The organism is Sphingomonas sp. TZW2008, assembly GCF_002117915.1.
GTDB lineage: Bacteria > Pseudomonadota > Alphaproteobacteria > Sphingomonadales > Sphingomonadaceae > Sphingomonas.
The window spans coordinates 375,788-391,274 of the sequence record NZ_BDJB01000008.1 but is presented as its reverse complement, the minus strand read 5'-3'; the positions used below and the strand labels follow the sequence as shown (position 1 = coordinate 391,274).

16 protein-coding genes and 1 riboswitch are annotated in these 15,487 nt (G+C 68.8%); of the genes, 9 read left to right on the top strand and 7 right to left on the bottom strand.

From position 1 onward, the window contains the following. Window positions 1-38: 38 nt before the first annotated feature. From B7L05_RS11865 to B7L05_RS11855, 3 genes are all read left to right on the top strand, one after another. Entirely contained in the window at window positions 39-974 is a 936-nt protein-coding gene (locus tag B7L05_RS11865) for an alpha/beta fold hydrolase (protein WP_085810457.1), read from the top strand. After that, entirely contained in the window at window positions 971-2,044 is a 1,074-nt protein-coding gene (locus tag B7L05_RS11860; protein WP_085810456.1) for an FAD-binding oxidoreductase, read from the top strand. The genes B7L05_RS11865 and B7L05_RS11860 overlap by 4 nt, the downstream gene beginning before the upstream one ends. A gap of 79 nt (window positions 2,045-2,123) precedes the next feature. After that, window positions 2,124-3,077, top strand: a complete 954-nt coding sequence (locus B7L05_RS11855; RefSeq protein WP_085810455.1) for a hypothetical protein — start codon at window positions 2,124-2,126, stop codon at window positions 3,075-3,077. An 18-nt stretch (window positions 3,078-3,095) separates the two neighbouring features. Here the strand turns inward: B7L05_RS11855 and B7L05_RS11850 are convergent, their stop codons facing one another. From B7L05_RS11850 to ispH, 4 genes are all read right to left on the bottom strand, one after another. Continuing rightward, window positions 3,096-3,695: a hypothetical protein gene (locus tag B7L05_RS11850; RefSeq protein WP_085810454.1), complete on the bottom strand. Its 600-nt coding sequence runs from the start codon at window positions 3,693-3,695 to the stop codon at window positions 3,096-3,098. Between the two features lie 73 nt (window positions 3,696-3,768). After that, on the bottom strand, window positions 3,769-4,245 hold the full coding sequence (gene rnhA / locus B7L05_RS11845; protein WP_085810453.1) for a ribonuclease HI: 477 nt from the start codon (window positions 4,243-4,245) through the stop codon (window positions 3,769-3,771). After that, window positions 4,242-5,195: a homoserine kinase gene (gene thrB / locus B7L05_RS11840; RefSeq protein ID WP_085810452.1), complete on the bottom strand. Its 954-nt coding sequence runs from the start codon at window positions 5,193-5,195 to the stop codon at window positions 4,242-4,244. The genes rnhA and thrB overlap by 4 nt, the downstream gene beginning before the upstream one ends. Before the next feature lie 28 nt (window positions 5,196-5,223). Further along, window positions 5,224-6,192, bottom strand: coding sequence for a 4-hydroxy-3-methylbut-2-enyl diphosphate reductase (gene ispH, locus B7L05_RS11835; RefSeq protein ID WP_085810451.1), 969 nt, complete (start codon window positions 6,190-6,192; stop codon window positions 5,224-5,226). A gap of 80 nt (window positions 6,193-6,272) precedes the next feature. Here ispH and B7L05_RS11830 point away from each other — a divergent pair, with 80 nt between their 5' ends. The 6 genes from B7L05_RS11830 to B7L05_RS11805 all read left to right on the top strand — a co-directional run bounded on the left by B7L05_RS11830 (window position 6,273) and on the right by B7L05_RS11805 (window position 12,232). Beyond that, window positions 6,273-6,920: a hypothetical protein gene (locus tag B7L05_RS11830; RefSeq protein WP_085810450.1), complete on the top strand. Its 648-nt coding sequence runs from the start codon at window positions 6,273-6,275 to the stop codon at window positions 6,918-6,920. An 88-nt stretch (window positions 6,921-7,008) separates the two neighbouring features. Further along, window positions 7,009-7,111, top strand: a riboswitch (glycine riboswitch). 162 nt (window positions 7,112-7,273) lie between these two features. Then, complete coding sequence (gcvT, locus tag B7L05_RS11825) at window positions 7,274-8,431, top strand: glycine cleavage system aminomethyltransferase GcvT (protein WP_256926709.1); 1,158 nt, start codon at window positions 7,274-7,276, stop codon at window positions 8,429-8,431. Window positions 8,432-8,434: 3 nt separating this feature from the next. Further along, on the top strand, window positions 8,435-8,806 hold the full coding sequence (gene gcvH / locus B7L05_RS11820) for a glycine cleavage system protein GcvH (protein WP_085810448.1): 372 nt from the start codon (window positions 8,435-8,437) through the stop codon (window positions 8,804-8,806). Window positions 8,807-8,899: 93 nt separating this feature from the next. Then, the gene (gene gcvPA, locus B7L05_RS11815) at window positions 8,900-10,258 is read left to right on the top strand and encodes an aminomethyl-transferring glycine dehydrogenase subunit GcvPA (RefSeq protein ID WP_085810447.1); all 1,359 of its coding nucleotides are present in this window, start codon (window positions 8,900-8,902) and stop codon (window positions 10,256-10,258) included. Between the two features lie 87 nt (window positions 10,259-10,345). Continuing rightward, window positions 10,346-11,920 (top strand): aminomethyl-transferring glycine dehydrogenase subunit GcvPB, encoded by a 1,575-nt coding sequence (gene gcvPB, locus B7L05_RS11810; RefSeq protein ID WP_085810446.1) that lies wholly within the window; start codon window positions 10,346-10,348, stop codon window positions 11,918-11,920. Further along, complete coding sequence (locus B7L05_RS11805) at window positions 11,921-12,232, top strand: hypothetical protein (RefSeq protein ID WP_085810445.1); 312 nt, start codon at window positions 11,921-11,923, stop codon at window positions 12,230-12,232. It begins immediately after the preceding gene. On the opposite strand, the gene B7L05_RS11800 is transcribed toward B7L05_RS11805, so the two are convergent. From B7L05_RS11800 to B7L05_RS11790, 3 genes are read right to left on the bottom strand one after another with little or no spacing between them, the layout of a single operon-like run. Then, window positions 12,233-12,472 (bottom strand): hypothetical protein, encoded by a 240-nt coding sequence (locus B7L05_RS11800; protein ID WP_085810444.1) that lies wholly within the window; start codon window positions 12,470-12,472, stop codon window positions 12,233-12,235. 19 nt (window positions 12,473-12,491) lie between these two features. Then, on the bottom strand, window positions 12,492-14,309 hold the full coding sequence (locus tag B7L05_RS11795) for a DUF885 family protein (RefSeq protein ID WP_256926708.1): 1,818 nt from the start codon (window positions 14,307-14,309) through the stop codon (window positions 12,492-12,494). Further along, a complete protein-coding gene (locus tag B7L05_RS11790; protein ID WP_085810443.1) occupies window positions 14,306-15,211 on the bottom strand; it encodes a DMT family transporter in 906 nt (301 codons plus the stop codon). The genes B7L05_RS11795 and B7L05_RS11790 overlap by 4 nt, the downstream gene beginning before the upstream one ends. Window positions 15,212-15,487 lie beyond the last annotated feature (276 nt).

Genomic DNA, 15,487 nt, shown 5'->3' with positions numbered 1-15,487 from the left:
GACGTAATGGCTTGCCAAACCGTAACCATGTCCGCCGCATGACCGATCCCGCCCCGATCCGCCGCGCCATCCCGGCCGACGCGACCGTGACCTGTTGGGCGGCGCCCGACGGTTGGCAGCTGCGCCGGTTCGACTGGCCAGCGGCCGGTGGCGCTATGCGCGGCGGCATCCTGTTCCAGGGCGGGCGCGGCGACGTGTTCGAAAAGTATCTGGAAAGCTTCGGACATTGGCACGGTCAGGGCTGGACGATCGCTGCGTTCGATTGGCGCGGGCAGGGCGGGTCGGGGCGGCTCTCGCCCGATCCGCACGTTGGCCACGCGACCGATTTTGCCCCGTGGATTGCGGATCTCGCCGCGTTCTGGCGCGACTGGGACGTCGCGGGTCCGCGTGTCGCGATGGGCCATTCGATGGGCGGGCATCTTGTGCTGCGCGCGCTGCTGGAGGCCGCGATCGATCCGGTGGCGGCGGTGCTGATCGCGCCGATGCTGGGGCTGAAATCGCCGGTCGGCGCGGGAGTTGCCGAACGAGTCGCGCGGCTGATGCGGCGCATCGGCGATCCCGCGCGACCGGCGTGGAAGGGGCACGAGCGTCCCGGCGCGCGGCTCGATCGGCGCACGCTGCTGACCGCGGATCACAGCCGCTACGACGACGAACAATATTGGTACGAAGCGGTGCCCGAGATCAAGCTGGGGCCGCCGAGCTGGGCGTGGCTCGCCGAAGCCTTCGCCTCGACGCGCGCGCAGCGCGCCGATCCGCGGCTGGCGACGATCAAGACGCCGCTGCTGATGCTGATCGCCGACGCCGATGGCCTCGTCGATTCGCGCGCCGCGGTCGCACTCGCCGCGCGGCTGCCGACCGCGCAGGTCATCCGCTTCGGTCGCGAATCGGCGCACGAGATCCTGCGCGAGGCCGATCCGGTGCGCGATCGTGCGCTTGCCGCGATCGACGGTTTTCTTACAGCACACGGGCGATGAACTACGATATCGCCATCGTCGGCGCAGGAATCGCTGGCGCGACGCTCGCCGCCGCGATCGGAAGCCGCGCGCGGGTTCTGCTGCTCGAGGCGGAGGATGTCGCGGGATATCACGCGACCGGCCGCTCCGCCGCCTTCTGGTCCGAAACCTATGGCGGGCCTGGCATTCAGCCGCTCACCTCGCTGTCGGGCGAGGCGCTGCGCGCGGGCGGCTTCCTCGATCCGCTCGGCTCGCTGCATATTGGCGAGGCGGCGGACGAGGTGCACGCCGAGGCGTTTCTCGCCGAGTTCGCCGGCAGCGGCGTCGTCCTCGAGCGCGTCGATCCGCGCGATTACGTCGCCGGCCTGCGCCCGGGATGGACGGTGGGCGTGATGGAGGCGAGCTGCGCCTATATCGACGTCGCCGCGCTTCACGCCGATGCGCTGGCGCGCGCGCGCAAGGCGGGCGCGACGCTGGTACTCGGCGCGCCGCTCATTGCGGCCGAGCGCCGTGAAGGTCGCTGGCGGGTTTCGACTCGGGCCGGCGACTTCGACGCCGCAATCCTCGTCGACGCCGCGGGCGCCTGGGCCGACCCAGTCGCGGCGCTCGCCGGCGCGCGCCCGCTCGGCATTCAGCCGTATCGTCGCACGCTCGTCCAGTTGCAGACCAATCCGCCCTCGACGCCGGCGATGCCGCACGTCGCGCATCTCGGCGGCGACTTCTACTTCAAGCCCGAGGCTGGCGGGCGGCTGTGGCTGAGCCCGCACGACGAGACGCCGTGCGACCCCGGCGACGCGCAGCCCGAGGAGATCGATGTCGCGATCGCGATCGACCGGCTCGAACATGCGGTCGACTGGCGCGTGACGGCGGTGGATCGCAAATGGGCCGGGCTGCGCAGCTTCGCGCCCGATCGCCTGCCGGTCTACGGGTTTGCGGCGGACGCGCCGGGCTTCTTCTGGTTTGCGGGGCAGGGCGGCTTCGGCATCCAGACCGCGCCCGCCGCCGCCGCCATCGGCGCGGCGCTGCTGCTCGGCGACGCGCCGCCAATTGGCATCGACGTGTCGCGCTACGCCGCCGATCGCTTCGCTTGACGCCCTATCGTCGGCGGCGGTTGCGAGGCGCTGGCATGGCGCGCATGATGCGGCCGCAACGGGACGAGGATCGGGTGGCATGCGACGACTGCACCTTCGCGCGACGGCGTTCGCTGGCGCCCTCGCGGCTGCGCTGAGCGTCGCACAACCCGCAATCGCACAAGGGTCACCGCCGGCAGCCGCCGCCCTGAAGCCGGCGGCGGACGACATTCTCGTTGTCGGTGCGAAGGCGAAGGAGCGGCGCGAGCGTGCGGTCGCCCATGTCCGCGCGAGCGGCATCGCGCGCGGCCAGCAGCCCGCCGCACGCTGGGTCGTGCCGGTCTGCCCAAAGGTGAGCGGCGTCGCGCCCGAAACGGCGACGGTCGTGATTGAGCGTATTCGCGCGCTTGCCCGCACCGTCGGTGCGCCGCTCGCGCAGGCGCCGTGCACCGCCAACGCGATCGTCAGCTTCACCGACGACGCGCCGGCTGTCGTCGCGCGAGTGATGGCGCGGGCACCGTATCAGTTCAAGGACGTGCCGATGGCGGCGCGCGACGCGCTGCAGCACGGCGAGGCGCCGGTCCGCTGGTGGCATATCGTCAAGACGGGCGACGCCGATGGCGTGCCGCCCGTTACGATGCAGCCCTCGTTCGTCCAGATCGACGGCGGCGTTGGAGGCTACGGGCTGCCGATGGGCGAGGGCGGGGTGCAGCAGCGCTACAAGGAAGGAGCGATCTCGACGCAATCGACGCGCGCGATAACCGGCGCATCCGTGGTGATCGACGTCAAGCGCGCCGGGTCGCGGCAGGACCTGCGCGCGCTCGGCGACTATGCCGCGCTCGTCACGCTGGCCGAGTTCCGCCCCGCGACCCCGCCGCCGTCCGAATCGATCCTCGCCCTGTTCGCGGCGGACGATCCGCCCGAGGCGGCGACGCCGAGCGACGTCGCGCTGCTGACGCAGCTCTACGCGATTCCGCTCGATCGCGAGGCAAAGGCGCATCGGCGATTGCTGGCCAAGGCGCTGATCGACGCGCAGAGACCCCGGAAGCGGTGAGGTTCAGCACGTCCGCGTCTAGACATAGCCTTCGGTGATGCTCGACGCGGCCATGAAGATGCACAGCGCGGCCAACATCGCCACATTCCAGCGGCGATTGCGTACCAGCAGCAGCGCGACGAACAGCACCAGAATACCGACGCCGCTGACGAGGTATACGAGGTCGACGAGCGAATTGTCGGGTGCCGCGACTTCGGGCAGGGGATGAAGCGCCTCCAGAACGGTGAGCCCGATCCAGCTGAGCACATTCGCCGCCAGCAACCCGCCGATGACGAAACCCTTCTGTCGGTCGAACCAATCGTCGAAATCGGGCCATTCCGCCGGCTCGTCCGGGAAGATCAGCGTCGCGGCAAGATAATAGATGCCCACCATCGTCAGCACGGCGAGGAGCGTCACGTAGTTTGCCTGGATCTGGTCGCGCGCGTCCCAGGCGAGCATCCAGAAATTCGACAGATCGAGCATCGCCAGCACGCCGAGCAGCGGCGTCAGCCAGCCCACCCGTACCGGCCGCGCGCCGCGTTTCAGCTTCAGCGCACGCGACAGGCCGCCGAGCACCTCCGCGATCGCCAGCCCGAGCAGCAGGCCGTAGACCGCGAATACCAGATCGAACCCCGTCATCGATCGCTCCCCAGCTTCCCCGCAGCGGCTATGCTAGCGGCGGAGGGTAGAAGGCAATCGTCTGGCCGAGGCGCTAGATCTTTCGCCCCGCCAGCACCGCCGCGTCGCTCGCCAGCTTATCGGCGCGCTCGTTCTCGGGATGGCCGGCATGGCCCTTGACCCATTGCCACTCGACACGGTGGCGTGCGGCGGCGTCGAGCAGCTGCTGCCATAGCTCGGCGTTCTTCACCGGCTTCTTGTCGGCGGTCTTCCAGCCGTTGCGCCGCCAGCCGTGGATCCACTTGGTCAGCCCGTCCATGACGTAGCGGCTGTCGGTGTAGAGCGTGACGTGGCACGGGCGGGTAAAGGCGGCGAGCGCCTCGATCGCGGCGGTGAGCTCCATGCGATTGTTCGTCGTCAGCGTCTCGCCGCCCGACATCTCTTTCTCGTGCGTCCCCATGCGAAGCACCGCGCCCCAGCCGCCGGGGCCGGGATTGCCCTTGCACGCGCCGTCGGTGAACGCCTCGACGCGGGGCAGTTCCTTCGTGGTCGGAGAGATAGTGTCGGTCATGCGAACGCGTCCGGATTGGCCTCGTACCAGGCGAGCCGGCGAAGATAGGCTAGGGGGTCCTTGCGGGTGACGAGAGCGTCGGCCGGCGTGTGCAGCCAATCCCACGCGCGGCTCAGTAGGAAACGGATGCACGCGCCGCGCGCGAGCACCGGCAGCGCGGCGCGCTCGGCGTCGCTTAGCGGGTGCGCGGCGACATAGCCGTCGAGCAGCCCGCGTCCGATCGCCGCGTCGGGATTTTCACCCCGCGCGTCGAACATCCACGACGTGTGCATCACGGCGAGGTCGTAGGCGCGGATATCGGTGCAGGCGAAGTAGAAGTCGATCAGCCCGGTCACGCGATCGCCGAGCATCAGGACGTTGTCGGGGAAAAGATCGGCGTGGATCGCGCTGGTCGGGAGCGACGCGGGCCAGGCGACCTCAACCGCGCCAAGCGCGTCGGCGACCCGCGCGTAGAGCCCGTCGGCGATCGTATCCATGTCGCGCCCGCACCGCTCGAGCAGCGGGCGCCACTCACCGATCCCCATCGAATTCGCGCGTACCGGCGCAAAATCGGCCACCGCATGGTGCATCGCGCCCATTGCCGCGCCGGCGGCGCGCGCCTGCGCCGGCGTCGGGTGCGACAGCGACACGCCGGGCAGGAACTTGATGAGGCATGCCGGGCGGCCGGCGAGCTCCTGTATCTCGGCGCCGCCGCGATCCTTGATCGCGGGCGGCACCGGCATCCCCTTGGCATCAAGATGATCGAGGAGCGCCATGAAGAACGGCAGATCGTCCGCCGCCACGCGCTTCTCGTACAAGGTCAGGATGAAGCGACCTTCGGTCGTGTCGACGAGGTAATTAGAATTCTCCACCCCTTCGGCGATGCCCTTCGCCGAGACGAGTTCGCCGACGTCGTAGCGTGCGAGGAACGTCGCGAGCGCCTCGGCCGCGACATGCGTGTAGACCGCCATCGATCCTGCCCCTTCGGCTGCCGACGGGCTAGGCCGCCTGCTCCAGCGCGCGCGGCAGCTTGAACGCGATCGTCTCGCGCGTCGTCTCCTCCTCGCGCTCGGTCACGTCAAACCGCGTCGCGAGCAGATCGACCAGCTCGCGCACCAACAGTTCGGGCGCCGACGCACCCGCGGTGATGCCGAGCGTGCCGATCCCGTCGAGGAACGCCCAGTCGAGATCCGCAGCGCGCTGGATCAGCGCGGCGCGCACGCCTTCGCGCTGCGCTACCTCGACCAGTCGTACGGAGTTCGACGAATTGGGGGCGCCGATCACCAGCACCGCGTCGCACGCTCCCGCAATCGCCTTCACCGCCGCCTGGCGGTTCGACGTCGCGTAGCAAATGTCCTCGCCGCGCGGCGCCTGCATCGCGGGGAAGCGGCGCTGCAGCGTGCGCACGACTTCGGCGGTGTCGTCGACCGACAAGGTCGTCTGCGTGAGAAACGCGAGGTTGTTCGGATCGGCCGGCGCGAACGCCTCGGCATCCGCGACGTCCTCGATCAGCGTCATCGAGCCTGCCGGCACCTGGCCGAAGGTGCCGATCACCTCGGGATGCCCCTCATGCCCGATGAAGACGATGTGCCGCCCCGCTGCCACCAGCCGCTCTGCCTGGCGGTGGACCTTGGAGACGAGCGGGCAGGTGGCATCGAGATAGTCGAGCCCGCGTGCCTGCGCGTTCGCCGGCACCGACTTGGGCACGCCGTGTGCGGAAAACACCACCGGCGCGCCGTCGGGCACCTCGTCGAGCTCCTCGACGAAGACGGCGCCCTTCGCGCGCAGCGTATCGACGACGAACTTGTTGTGGACGATCTCATGCCGGACATAGACCGGTGCGCCGTGCTTCTCGATCGCGAGTTCGACGATGCGGATCGCCCGATCGACCCCCGCGCAGAAGCCGCGCGGCGCGGCGATCAGCAGCTCGAGGACGGGCTTGGCGGCGGTCGCTGGCGTCTCGGTCATGGTGCGAGCGCTTACGCGATTGCCTGCCCGCACGGAAGGCGGTTATGAGCGCGGCCGTATCGTAAGAGGTTTACCCGCCCGTGTCCTTTCGCCACTTCGCTGCCCCGCTCACGCTCGTCCTCCTCGTCGGGGGCTGCGCCAAGAGCGGCGACATATCGGTCGAGGGCGGCGTCGGGATCAGCGCGGTTCGCTCGGCCTGCCCGGTGGTCGGCGTGCCGGCCGGCACCGGCGACATCACCGTGTTCGATCCGCCGGCGAGCCGCGACGCGAGTGCGATCGACGTCACCGCAGTGATGACCAACGTGCGCGGCACGTGCGACGAGGGCGCGAGCGACATCACCAGCACCGTCAGCTTCGAGGTGCGCGCGCGCCGCACACGGACGGACGGGCCGCGCGACGTCGTGCTGCCCTATTTCATTTCGATCGTGCGCGGCGGCACGCAGGTCGCAGCGAAGCGCGTCGGCCAGGTGCAGGTACATTTCGACGCCGGCCAGGCGCTCGCGACCACCAGCGGTCAGGCAAGCGCGACCGTCAGCCGCGCCGCCGCGACGTTGCCCGAGGCGGTGCGCGAGCAGCTGACGCGCAAGCGCAAGGCGGGCGACGATGATGCCGCGGTCGATCCGCTCTCCACGCCGGAAGTTCGGCAGGCGGTGCTGACTGCGAGCTTCGAGGCGCTGGTCGGCTTCCAGCTGACGCAGGACCAGCTGCGCTACAACGCGCAACGCTGACGCCGAACCGCCGCTTCGGTACGTCGGCGGGCGATTGACTAAGCCGGCGTGCGTCGGCAGAGCAGCACGGTCGATGCCGGGCAACCGGCGTGGGCGCGCGGGAGAGTGCGGACGGCCTTCCAGGCCACCATCCGCCGCCGAAGGAGCAACCACCCCGGAATCTCTCAGGCATCAGGGACCGCGCGCTCGATGTGACGCTCTGGAAAGCGGCCGTGCCGGCAGGCGCTGCCCACCGAAGGTGTAAGCGCGGGCGAATGCCCAACGCGAAAGCTCTCAGGTTCCGTGACAGAGGGGGAGTTGCTCGCGTCGCCCACGGGGGATGCGTTCGCCCTTTCGATGATGGAACACGCCCGGTGAGCGATCACGACGACGACGACGTAATCATCGAGACGCTGGCGCTGCCGCTCGACGGCTGGCACCGCGCGCGCGGCGGCCGGATGGTGGAGTTCGCCGGCTATTGGATGCCCGTCCAGTACGAAGGCATCATGGCCGAGCATCTGTGGACTCGCGAGAGCGCCGGGCTGTTCGACGTCAGCCACATGGGCCAGCTAAGCATCACCAGCGACGATGAGGCGACCGACGTGGTTGCGGCGCTCGAGGCGCTGATGCCCGCCGATATCGCCGGGCTCGCGCGCAATCGCGCACGCTACTCGCTACTCCTCGATTCGGGCGGCGGCATCCTCGACGATCTGATGCTGACCCGTCCGGCCCTGGCCGAAGGCGAGGGCGAGCGCGTCTACATGGTCGTCAACGGCGCGACCAAATACGACGACGTCGCGCACATGATCGAGCATCTGCCCGATGCGATCACGATCAACCTGATGGAGGATCACGCGCTGCTCGCGCTGCAGGGGCCCAAAGCGGTCGATGCGCTCGCGCGGCTCGTGCCCGGCGTCCAGGCAATGGTGTTCATGCAGGCGGGCGCCTGCGCGTGGCAGGGGTACGATCTGTGGATCAGCCGCAGCGGCTATACCGGTGAGGACGGCTTCGAGATCTCGGTTCCGGCGGAAGCTGCCGAGGCGCTCGCCGACGCGCTCGTCGCGCAGCCGGAGGTTAAGCCGATCGGGCTGGGCGCGCGCGATTCGCTGCGGCTCGAGGCGGGATTGCCGCTTTACGGCCACGATCTGACGCCCGAGACGACGCCGGTGATGGCCGATCTCGGCTTCGCGCTGTTCAAGCGCCGCCGCGAGCAGGGCGGCTTCCCCGGTGCCGAGCGCATCCTTGCCGAGCGCGCGAGCGGCCCCGTGTCGAAGCGCGTCGGCCTGCTGGTCGAGGGGCGCCAGCCGGTGCGCGAGGGCGCAAGCGTGATCGATGCGGAGGGCAGCGAGGGCGGCCGGGTGACGTCGGGCGGGTTCGCGCCCAGCGTTGGGGCGCCGATCGCGATGGCGTACGTTCCCGCCGCGATGGCCGTTCCTGGCACCCGCATTCAGCTGGCGCAGCGCGGCAAGGTGCACGCCGCGACCGTTACCGCAATGCCGTTCGTTCCCCACCGCTATTTCCGAGGAGCCTGAGTGATGAGCCGCTATTTCACCGAGGATCACGAGTGGATCGACGTCGACGGCGACGTCGGCACGGTCGGCATCTCCGATTACGCGCAGGGTCAGCTTGGCGACATCGTGTTCGTCGACGTTCCCGAGGGGGGCAAGCAGCTCGCCAAGGGTGATGAAGCGGCGGTGGTCGAGAGCGTCAAGGCGGCGAGCGACGTCTACTCGCCCGTCTCGGGCACCGTCATCGAGGGCAATCCCGCGCTGACCGACGATCCAAGCCTCGTCAATTCGGATCCGGAGGCGGAGGGCTGGTTCTTCAAGCTGTCGCTGAAGGATGCCGGCGAGCTCGACGGCCTGATGGACGAGGCCGCGTATGAGGCGTTCGTCGCCAAGCTGTAACCGCGGCCGTCACCGAGCCGGAAGCTGACCGGCCCGGCAGCTCGGCCGGTGACGATCTTTGCCCCTCCTTGCGGAGGCGGGAGTTTTTCCAAGATGCGCTACCTACCGCTTACCGACCATGATCGCCGCGCGATGCTCGACGTCATTGGTGCGGGCTCGATCGACGATTTGTTCGTCGACGTTCCCGCGGCCGCGCGGCTCGCCGAGCCGATCGCGGGCCTGCCGATGCACGCGAGCGAGCTTTCCGTCGAACGGCATATGACGAAGCTCGCGCGGCAGAACCTGTCGGCGGGCGAGGCGCCCTTCTTCCTCGGCTGCGGCGCGTACCGCCACCACGTGCCGGCGAGCGTCGATCACCTGATCCAGCGCGGCGAGTTCCTCACCGCCTACACGCCCTATCAGCCCGAAATCGCGCAGGGCACGCTGCAGATGCTGTTCGAGTTCCAGACGCAAGTTGCGCGGCTGCTCGGCACCGACGTGGCGAACGCCAGCATGTACGACGGCTCGACCGCCTGCTGGGAAGCGATTGGCATGGCGCGGCGGATTACCAAGCGCGGGCGTGCGATCCTGTCGGGCGGGCTTCATCCGCACTACGTCTCGGTCGCCAAGACGATGGCGAAATACACGGGCGACGCGCTCGACGTGTCGCTGCCGATGCTGACCGCGGAGGGTGATCTCGACGCGCTGATTGCCAAGATCGACGGCGATACGTCGTGCGTCGTGGTGCAATACCCCGACATTCTCGGCCGTATCGCCGACCTAACGCCGCTTGCCGACGCGTGCCACGCCAACAAGGCGCTGCTGATCGCCGTCGTCACCGAGCCGGTGGCGCTTGGTGCTTGTCGGTCGCCCGGCGAGATGGACGCTGACATCGTGGTCGGCGAGGGGCAGTCGCTGGGTGTCGGACTCCAGTTCGGCGGGCCGTACGTCGGCCTGTTCGGATGCAAGGACAAATACGTCCGTCAGATGCCGGGGCGGCTGTGCGGCGAGACGGTCGATGCCGACGGACGCCGCGGCTTCGTGCTGACGCTGTCGACGCGCGAGCAGCATATCCGCCGCGAAAAGGCGACGAGCAACATCTGCACCAACTCAGGCCTGTGTGCGCTCGCCTTCTCGATCCACATGACGCTGCTCGGCGAGGCGGGGCTGCGCGCGCTCGCCGCGACCAACCACGCGGGCGCGGTGGCGGCAGCGGAGCGGCTCGCGCAGGTGCCGGGTGTGAGCCTCGTCAACGATACCTTCTTCAACGAGTTCACGCTCGATCTCGGTCGCGAGGCGCGCCCGATCGTCCGCGCGCTCGCCGACAAGGGCGTGCTTGCGGGCGTGTCACTCGGCCGGCTCTATCCAGGCGAGCAGGCGCTGGAGAACGGCCTCGTCGTCGCGGTGACCGAGACGACGACGCCCGAGGATGTCGAGGCGCTGGCGACCGCACTACAAGCGGCGCTGGTCTGATTGTTTCACCCGCCCCGGCGCGTGGCCGGGGTTCAGCGACGCGACGCTGAGAGCAGGACCCGGCACCGCCGGGGTGGAGAGAAGACGATGGCATTGAACCAGAGCGGTTGGCGCCCGACGACACCGGAAGCGGGCAGCAACGCCGCCCCGACCTTTACCGGAAACAAGGCGCTGATGCTGGAGGAAGCGCTGATCTTCGAGATCGGCTCGACCGACACAACCGGCGTCGAAGTCGCCGCGCCCGTCACTTCTGCGTCACGGCTCGGCGCGCTCGCACGTACCGCGCCGATCGGCCTGCCGGGGCTCAGCGAGCCCGAGACGATCCGCCACTATACCCGGCTCAGCCGGCAGAATTACGCGATCGATCTCGGCCTGTTCCCGCTCGGCTCGTGCACGATGAAGCATAACCCGCGGCTCAACGAGAAGATGGCGCGGCTGCCCGGTTTCGCGGACGTCCATCCGCTCCAGCCGGTCGATACCGTTCAGGGTGCGCTCGGCGTCATCAACGAACTCGCCTTCTGGCTCATCGATCTCACCGGCATGCACGGCGTCGCGATGAGCCCCAAAGCGGGGGCGCACGGCGAATTGTGCGGCATGCTGTGCATCAAGGCGGCGCTCGAGAAGCGCGGCGAGGGGCATCGCAAGGTCGTCCTCGTCCCCGAGAGCGCGCATGGCACCAACCCCGCGACGGCCGCCTTTGCCGGCTTCACGGTCGAAGACATTCCGGCGACCGCTGGGGGCCGCGTCGATACCGAGGCGCTGAAGGCGCGCCTTGGCCCCGACGTTGCCGCGGTGATGATCACCAACCCGAACACCTGCGGCCTGTTCGAGCGCGATCTCAAGGCGATCTCGGACGCGGTCCACGCGGCGGGTGGCTACGTCTATTGCGACGGGGCAAACTTCAACGCGATCGTCGGGCGCGTTCGTCCCGGCGATCTCGGCATCGATGCGATGCACATCAACCTGCACAAGACCTTCTCGACCCCGCACGGCGGCGGTGGCCCGGGCTCGGGCCCAACGGTGCTGTCGGAGGCACTGGCGCCGTTCGGCCCGCTGCCGTTCACCGCGCGGATGAAGGACGGCCATATCGCGCTGATCGAGGAAGAGACGGCGGGCGACGACCACCCCGACACGTTCGGCCGCATGACGGCCTTCCACGGCCAGATGGGCATGTTCACCCGCGCGCTGACGTACATCCTCAGCCATGGCGCCGACGGCCTGCGCCAGGTCGCCGAGGATGCGGTGCTCAACGCCAATTACGTGCTGCGCAGCCTGGAGGACACGCTGGACGCGCCGTTCGCGTTCGCCGGCCCGTGCATGCACGAGGCGATCTTCTCCGACGAGGGCTTCCCGGAAGGCTTCTCGACGATCGACGTCGCCAAGGCGCTGATCGACGAGGGCTTCCACCCGATGACGATGTACTTCCCGCTCGTCGTCCACGGCGCGATGCTGATCGAGCCGACTGAGACCGAGTCGAAGGCAGCACTCGATCAGTTCATCGGCGCGCTGCGCTCGGTGGCGGAGCGCGCCAAGGCGGGCGACGCGAGCCTCAAGACGGCGCCGCATTTCGCGCCCCGCAGCCGCCTCGACGAGACGCTTGCCGCGCGCAAGCCGAAGCTGGTGTGGAGGGAGCCGGTCGTCGCTAGCGAGGCGGCGGAGTAGATGGGCAAACGGGCGGCTCTGGCGGGGCTGCTCGGCTTCGTCGGCGGCGCGGCGGCCGGGCTGCTCGCCGCGATGCTGCTTGTCTATCTGTGGTTTGACGTCTTCCACCTGCCGGCGATGAACGACGATCCCAAGCCCGGCATCGCGATGCTCGGTTATGCCGTGCCGATCATGGCCGGGCTGGGCGCGGTCGGCGGCGCGACGTTGATGGTGCGGCGCGCGCGCTCTGCTCGGGCGACGACCCTTTGGGCGGCGGCGTTCGGCATTGCGATCCTCGTCGTCGTCCTAGCGCTGTTCCTGATCGTCAACTGATCAGCGCCGCAGCCGCGTGGCGAGCGTGATGCCTCCGGCGAGTTGCGCCATCCCGTAAAGCCGCCTCATTCCCGGCCGCGCGTCGAACCGCCTGACCAACGCGTCGACCGCCACGACGTCCGATCGCCAGAGATCGACGTGCCGCGTCGGCTGCAGGAGGCCAAGCAGACCGTCGCCGATCATGAAGATCGCCGCCATTTCCGCGGACCGTTTGATGCCGAGCGCAACCATGTCGTTCATGCGCTCTCAACGCCTCGGTTCAGGCCGCGGGTTCCTTCGGATAGGGTGACGGGCCGCCCTCGGCGATGAAGCGGTCGATCCGCGCCTCGAGCACCGGGATCGGCACGCTACCGAGGCTGAGCACGGTATCGTGGAAGTTGCGGATGTCGAACTTCGCGCCAAGTGAGGCTTCGGCCTTCGCACGCACGCGTTGGATCGCGAGCTGGCCGAGATAATAGCTCAGCGCCTGCGCCGGCCAGCCAATGTAGCGATCGATCTCGGTGGTGATCTCGTGCTCGCTGAGCGCGGTATTGTCGCGCATATAGCCTTGCGCCTGCTCGCGGCTCCAGCCCTTGGCGTGGATGCCGGTATCGACCACCAGTCGCGCCGCGCGCCACGCTTGGTATGACAGCATCCCGAACCGCTCGTACGGCGTGCGATAGAAGCCCATCTCGTCGCCGAGCCGCTCGGTATACAGCGCCCAGCCTTCGCCGAAGGCGGAGATATAGCTGTTGCGGCGGAACGGCTTAAGCGTTGTATTCTCGATCGACAGCGGCATTTGGAAGGCGTGTCCCGGCGCGCTCTCGTGCAGCGTCAGCGCGGGCAACTGGAACAGCGGGCGCGACGGCAGATTGTAGGTATTGACGAGATACGTGCCCGGCCCGCCGCGCCCCGCGGTGTAGAATGGCGCGATATCGGGCGGCACCTCGATGATCGCGAAGCGCTGCCGCGGCAGCCGGCCGAACCATTTGCCCGCCATCGCGTCGAAGCGCTTGGCGTGCCATGCGGCCTCCTTCATCAGCTCGTCGGCGGTCTTGGGATAGAATTGCGGATCGCGGCGCAGGAAGGTGAGAAACGCGGGCAGGTCGCCGGCGAACTTCGCCTCCTCCTTCACCGCCTCCATCTCCGCGCGGATCTTGGCCATTTCCGACAGGCCGAGCGCGTGAATCGCGTCGGGCGTCATGTCGAGCGTGGTGAAGGCGCGGATGCGGCTGCGGTAATAGGCCGCGCCATCGGGATAGCTCGTCGCGCCGAGGTTTTTGGTGAGGCCGGGGAAGTAGCGCGTGCGCAGAAAGGCGAGCAGCGTCTTGTGCGCGGGCACGATCCGCTCGGCGATGATCGCGCGCGCCTCCGCCTGCAGCGCGGCCCGGCGCGCGGCGGGGATCGACGCGGGCATCTTGGCGAACGGCTGATAGTAGACGACCGTCGTTGGATCGGTCGCGGCGGCGATCGTCTCGACCGATTTCTCGCGGCCCTGCATCACGATCGACGGCGGGGTAAAGCCGCGCTTCAGCCCGGCGGCAAGATTGTCGGTCTGCTGCGCGAGGTACGTCGGTACGTCGCCCAGCCACGTGAGGTAGCGGCGGTAATCGGCCTCACCGCCGGTGAAGTCGCCGCGCGCGGCATAGTGGAGGTCCGACCAGAAGGCGCTGTCGCCGTTGACCGGCTTCTCCCATTCGCGAAAAGCCTCTTCGTCGACCTGCGCGGCGATCTGCGCACGATAGACCTGCCAGTCGGTCAGCGCGTCGGGCGACAGGCGTTTGGTATCGATCGCGTCGAGCTTCGCCAGCGTGCCGCGCCAATAGGCGAGCCGGCGGGCATGCGCCGCCGCGGAAACGTCCGGCAGATGCTCGTCGACGATGCCGGGGCCGCCGTCGGCGATGCGCTCCTGCTGGCGCCACGCCCATTCCGCCTGCCAGATCGCGTCGAACGCCGTATCCGCAGCGGTAGCGGCGGGAGCGGGGGCGGCGATTGCCACGGGGACAGAAAGGACGGCGGGGGCGACGAGCGCCAGCGGGGCGAGGATGCGCATCGCACCGTGGTGGCGGATCGCCCGGCCGGCCGCAAGCCGCGTCAATTCTGCGCGATCGCCCCGCGCGTCTCCTCGCGTCGCCGGCGGTGCTCGCGCCAGACGATGTAGAGTCCGGAGGCGACGATCACCGGCGCGCCCGCCCAGGTGCTCGCCACCGGCAGCATCCCGAACACCGCCCACCCGAAAATCGTCGCCCACAGCAGCGCGGTATAATCCATCGGCACGACGAGGCTGACCTCGCCGAGTTGCAACGAGCGCGTCATCGCGATCTGCGCCGCCCCGCCGAGGAGGCCGATGCCGAGCAGCAACGCCCAAACGACCGGGGCGTGCGGCTGCATCACGCCGGCGTAGGCGACGCTGAGCGGCACGAGCGACAGCGTCGAGAACCAGAAGACGGTCGTCAGCCCCGATTCGGTCTTGCCGATCGTGCGGAGCAGGATCGAGATGCACGCGGTGCAGAACGCCGCGCCGAGCCCGGTGGCGATGCCAAGCGCCGGAATATGCCCGTCACCCGGCTGCGTCACGATCAGCACGCCGGCGAACCCCGCGAGCACCGCCGCCCAGCGCCGCCAGCCGGTCGGCTCGTGCAGCACGAGCGCGCCGAGTACGGTGGCGAAGATCGGCATCGAGAAGCCGAGCGTCGTCGCCTCCGCCAGCGGCAGCAGCAGCAGCGTCCAGAAGGTCAGCGACATCGCGGTAAGGCCGATCACGCAGCGCAGCACGTGCGCGCCGAAGCGCTGCGTCCGCAGCGAGGCAAACCCCGGCCCCGCGCCGACGATTGCGCCGACCAGCAGCGCAGCGCCGAACTGCCGCCAGAACAGAATCTCGCCCAGCGCCGCGCCTCTCGCCTCGGCCAGCTTGATCAGCACGTTCATCGTCGCGAACAAGCCGACGGACAGAAGGCGCAACCCGATCGCGCGAGAGAGGGAGGTATCGCGAGCGGCCATCCGCTCCGCTTATCCCGGCGTCGCGCGACGGCAAGCGCTTATGGGCGACGCGGCCAATTCATTTCGGCGGTCGGCGGCCGGGTCCGGGCATGTTTGGCGGGCTTTGCAGCTCGTACGGATCTAGGTCCTTCGACGCGCAGTGAGACGGAAAACGACGATCGCTCTTCCGCGACAATCGTAATAGTAAAAGTTTGTGATGCCATCTGACATGTTGCTGATCAAAGCCTTTCGGCTGAGGCCAGCATTGTCAGGGCCAAACACTGGAACAACGAAACG

What these genes read in the sequence shown, in the direction of transcription:
- B7L05_RS11865 (WP_085810457.1), top strand. Translation starts at nt 39, where the DNA reads ATGACCGATCCCGCCCCGATCCGCCGCGCCATCCCGGCCGACGCGACC.
- B7L05_RS11860 (WP_085810456.1), top strand. Translation starts at nt 971, where the DNA reads ATGAACTACGATATCGCCATCGTCGGCGCAGGAATCGCTGGCGCGACG.
- B7L05_RS11855 (WP_085810455.1), top strand. Translation starts at nt 2,124, where the DNA reads ATGCGACGACTGCACCTTCGCGCGACGGCGTTCGCTGGCGCCCTCGCG.
- B7L05_RS11850 (WP_085810454.1), bottom strand. Translation starts at nt 3,695, where the DNA reads ATGACGGGGTTCGATCTGGTATTCGCGGTCTACGGCCTGCTGCTCGGG.
- rnhA (WP_085810453.1), bottom strand. Translation starts at nt 4,245, where the DNA reads ATGACCGACACTATCTCTCCGACCACGAAGGAACTGCCCCGCGTCGAG.
- thrB (WP_085810452.1), bottom strand. Translation starts at nt 5,195, where the DNA reads ATGGCGGTCTACACGCATGTCGCGGCCGAGGCGCTCGCGACGTTCCTC.
- ispH (WP_085810451.1), bottom strand. Translation starts at nt 6,192, where the DNA reads ATGACCGAGACGCCAGCGACCGCCGCCAAGCCCGTCCTCGAGCTGCTG.
- gcvH (WP_085810448.1), top strand. Translation starts at nt 8,435, where the DNA reads ATGAGCCGCTATTTCACCGAGGATCACGAGTGGATCGACGTCGACGGC.
- gcvPA (WP_085810447.1), top strand. Translation starts at nt 8,900, where the DNA reads ATGCGCTACCTACCGCTTACCGACCATGATCGCCGCGCGATGCTCGAC.
- gcvPB (WP_085810446.1), top strand. Translation starts at nt 10,346, where the DNA reads ATGGCATTGAACCAGAGCGGTTGGCGCCCGACGACACCGGAAGCGGGC.
- B7L05_RS11805 (WP_085810445.1), top strand. Translation starts at nt 11,921, where the DNA reads ATGGGCAAACGGGCGGCTCTGGCGGGGCTGCTCGGCTTCGTCGGCGGC.
- B7L05_RS11800 (WP_085810444.1), bottom strand. Translation starts at nt 12,472, where the DNA reads ATGAACGACATGGTTGCGCTCGGCATCAAACGGTCCGCGGAAATGGCG.
- B7L05_RS11790 (WP_085810443.1), bottom strand. Translation starts at nt 15,211, where the DNA reads ATGGCCGCTCGCGATACCTCCCTCTCTCGCGCGATCGGGTTGCGCCTT.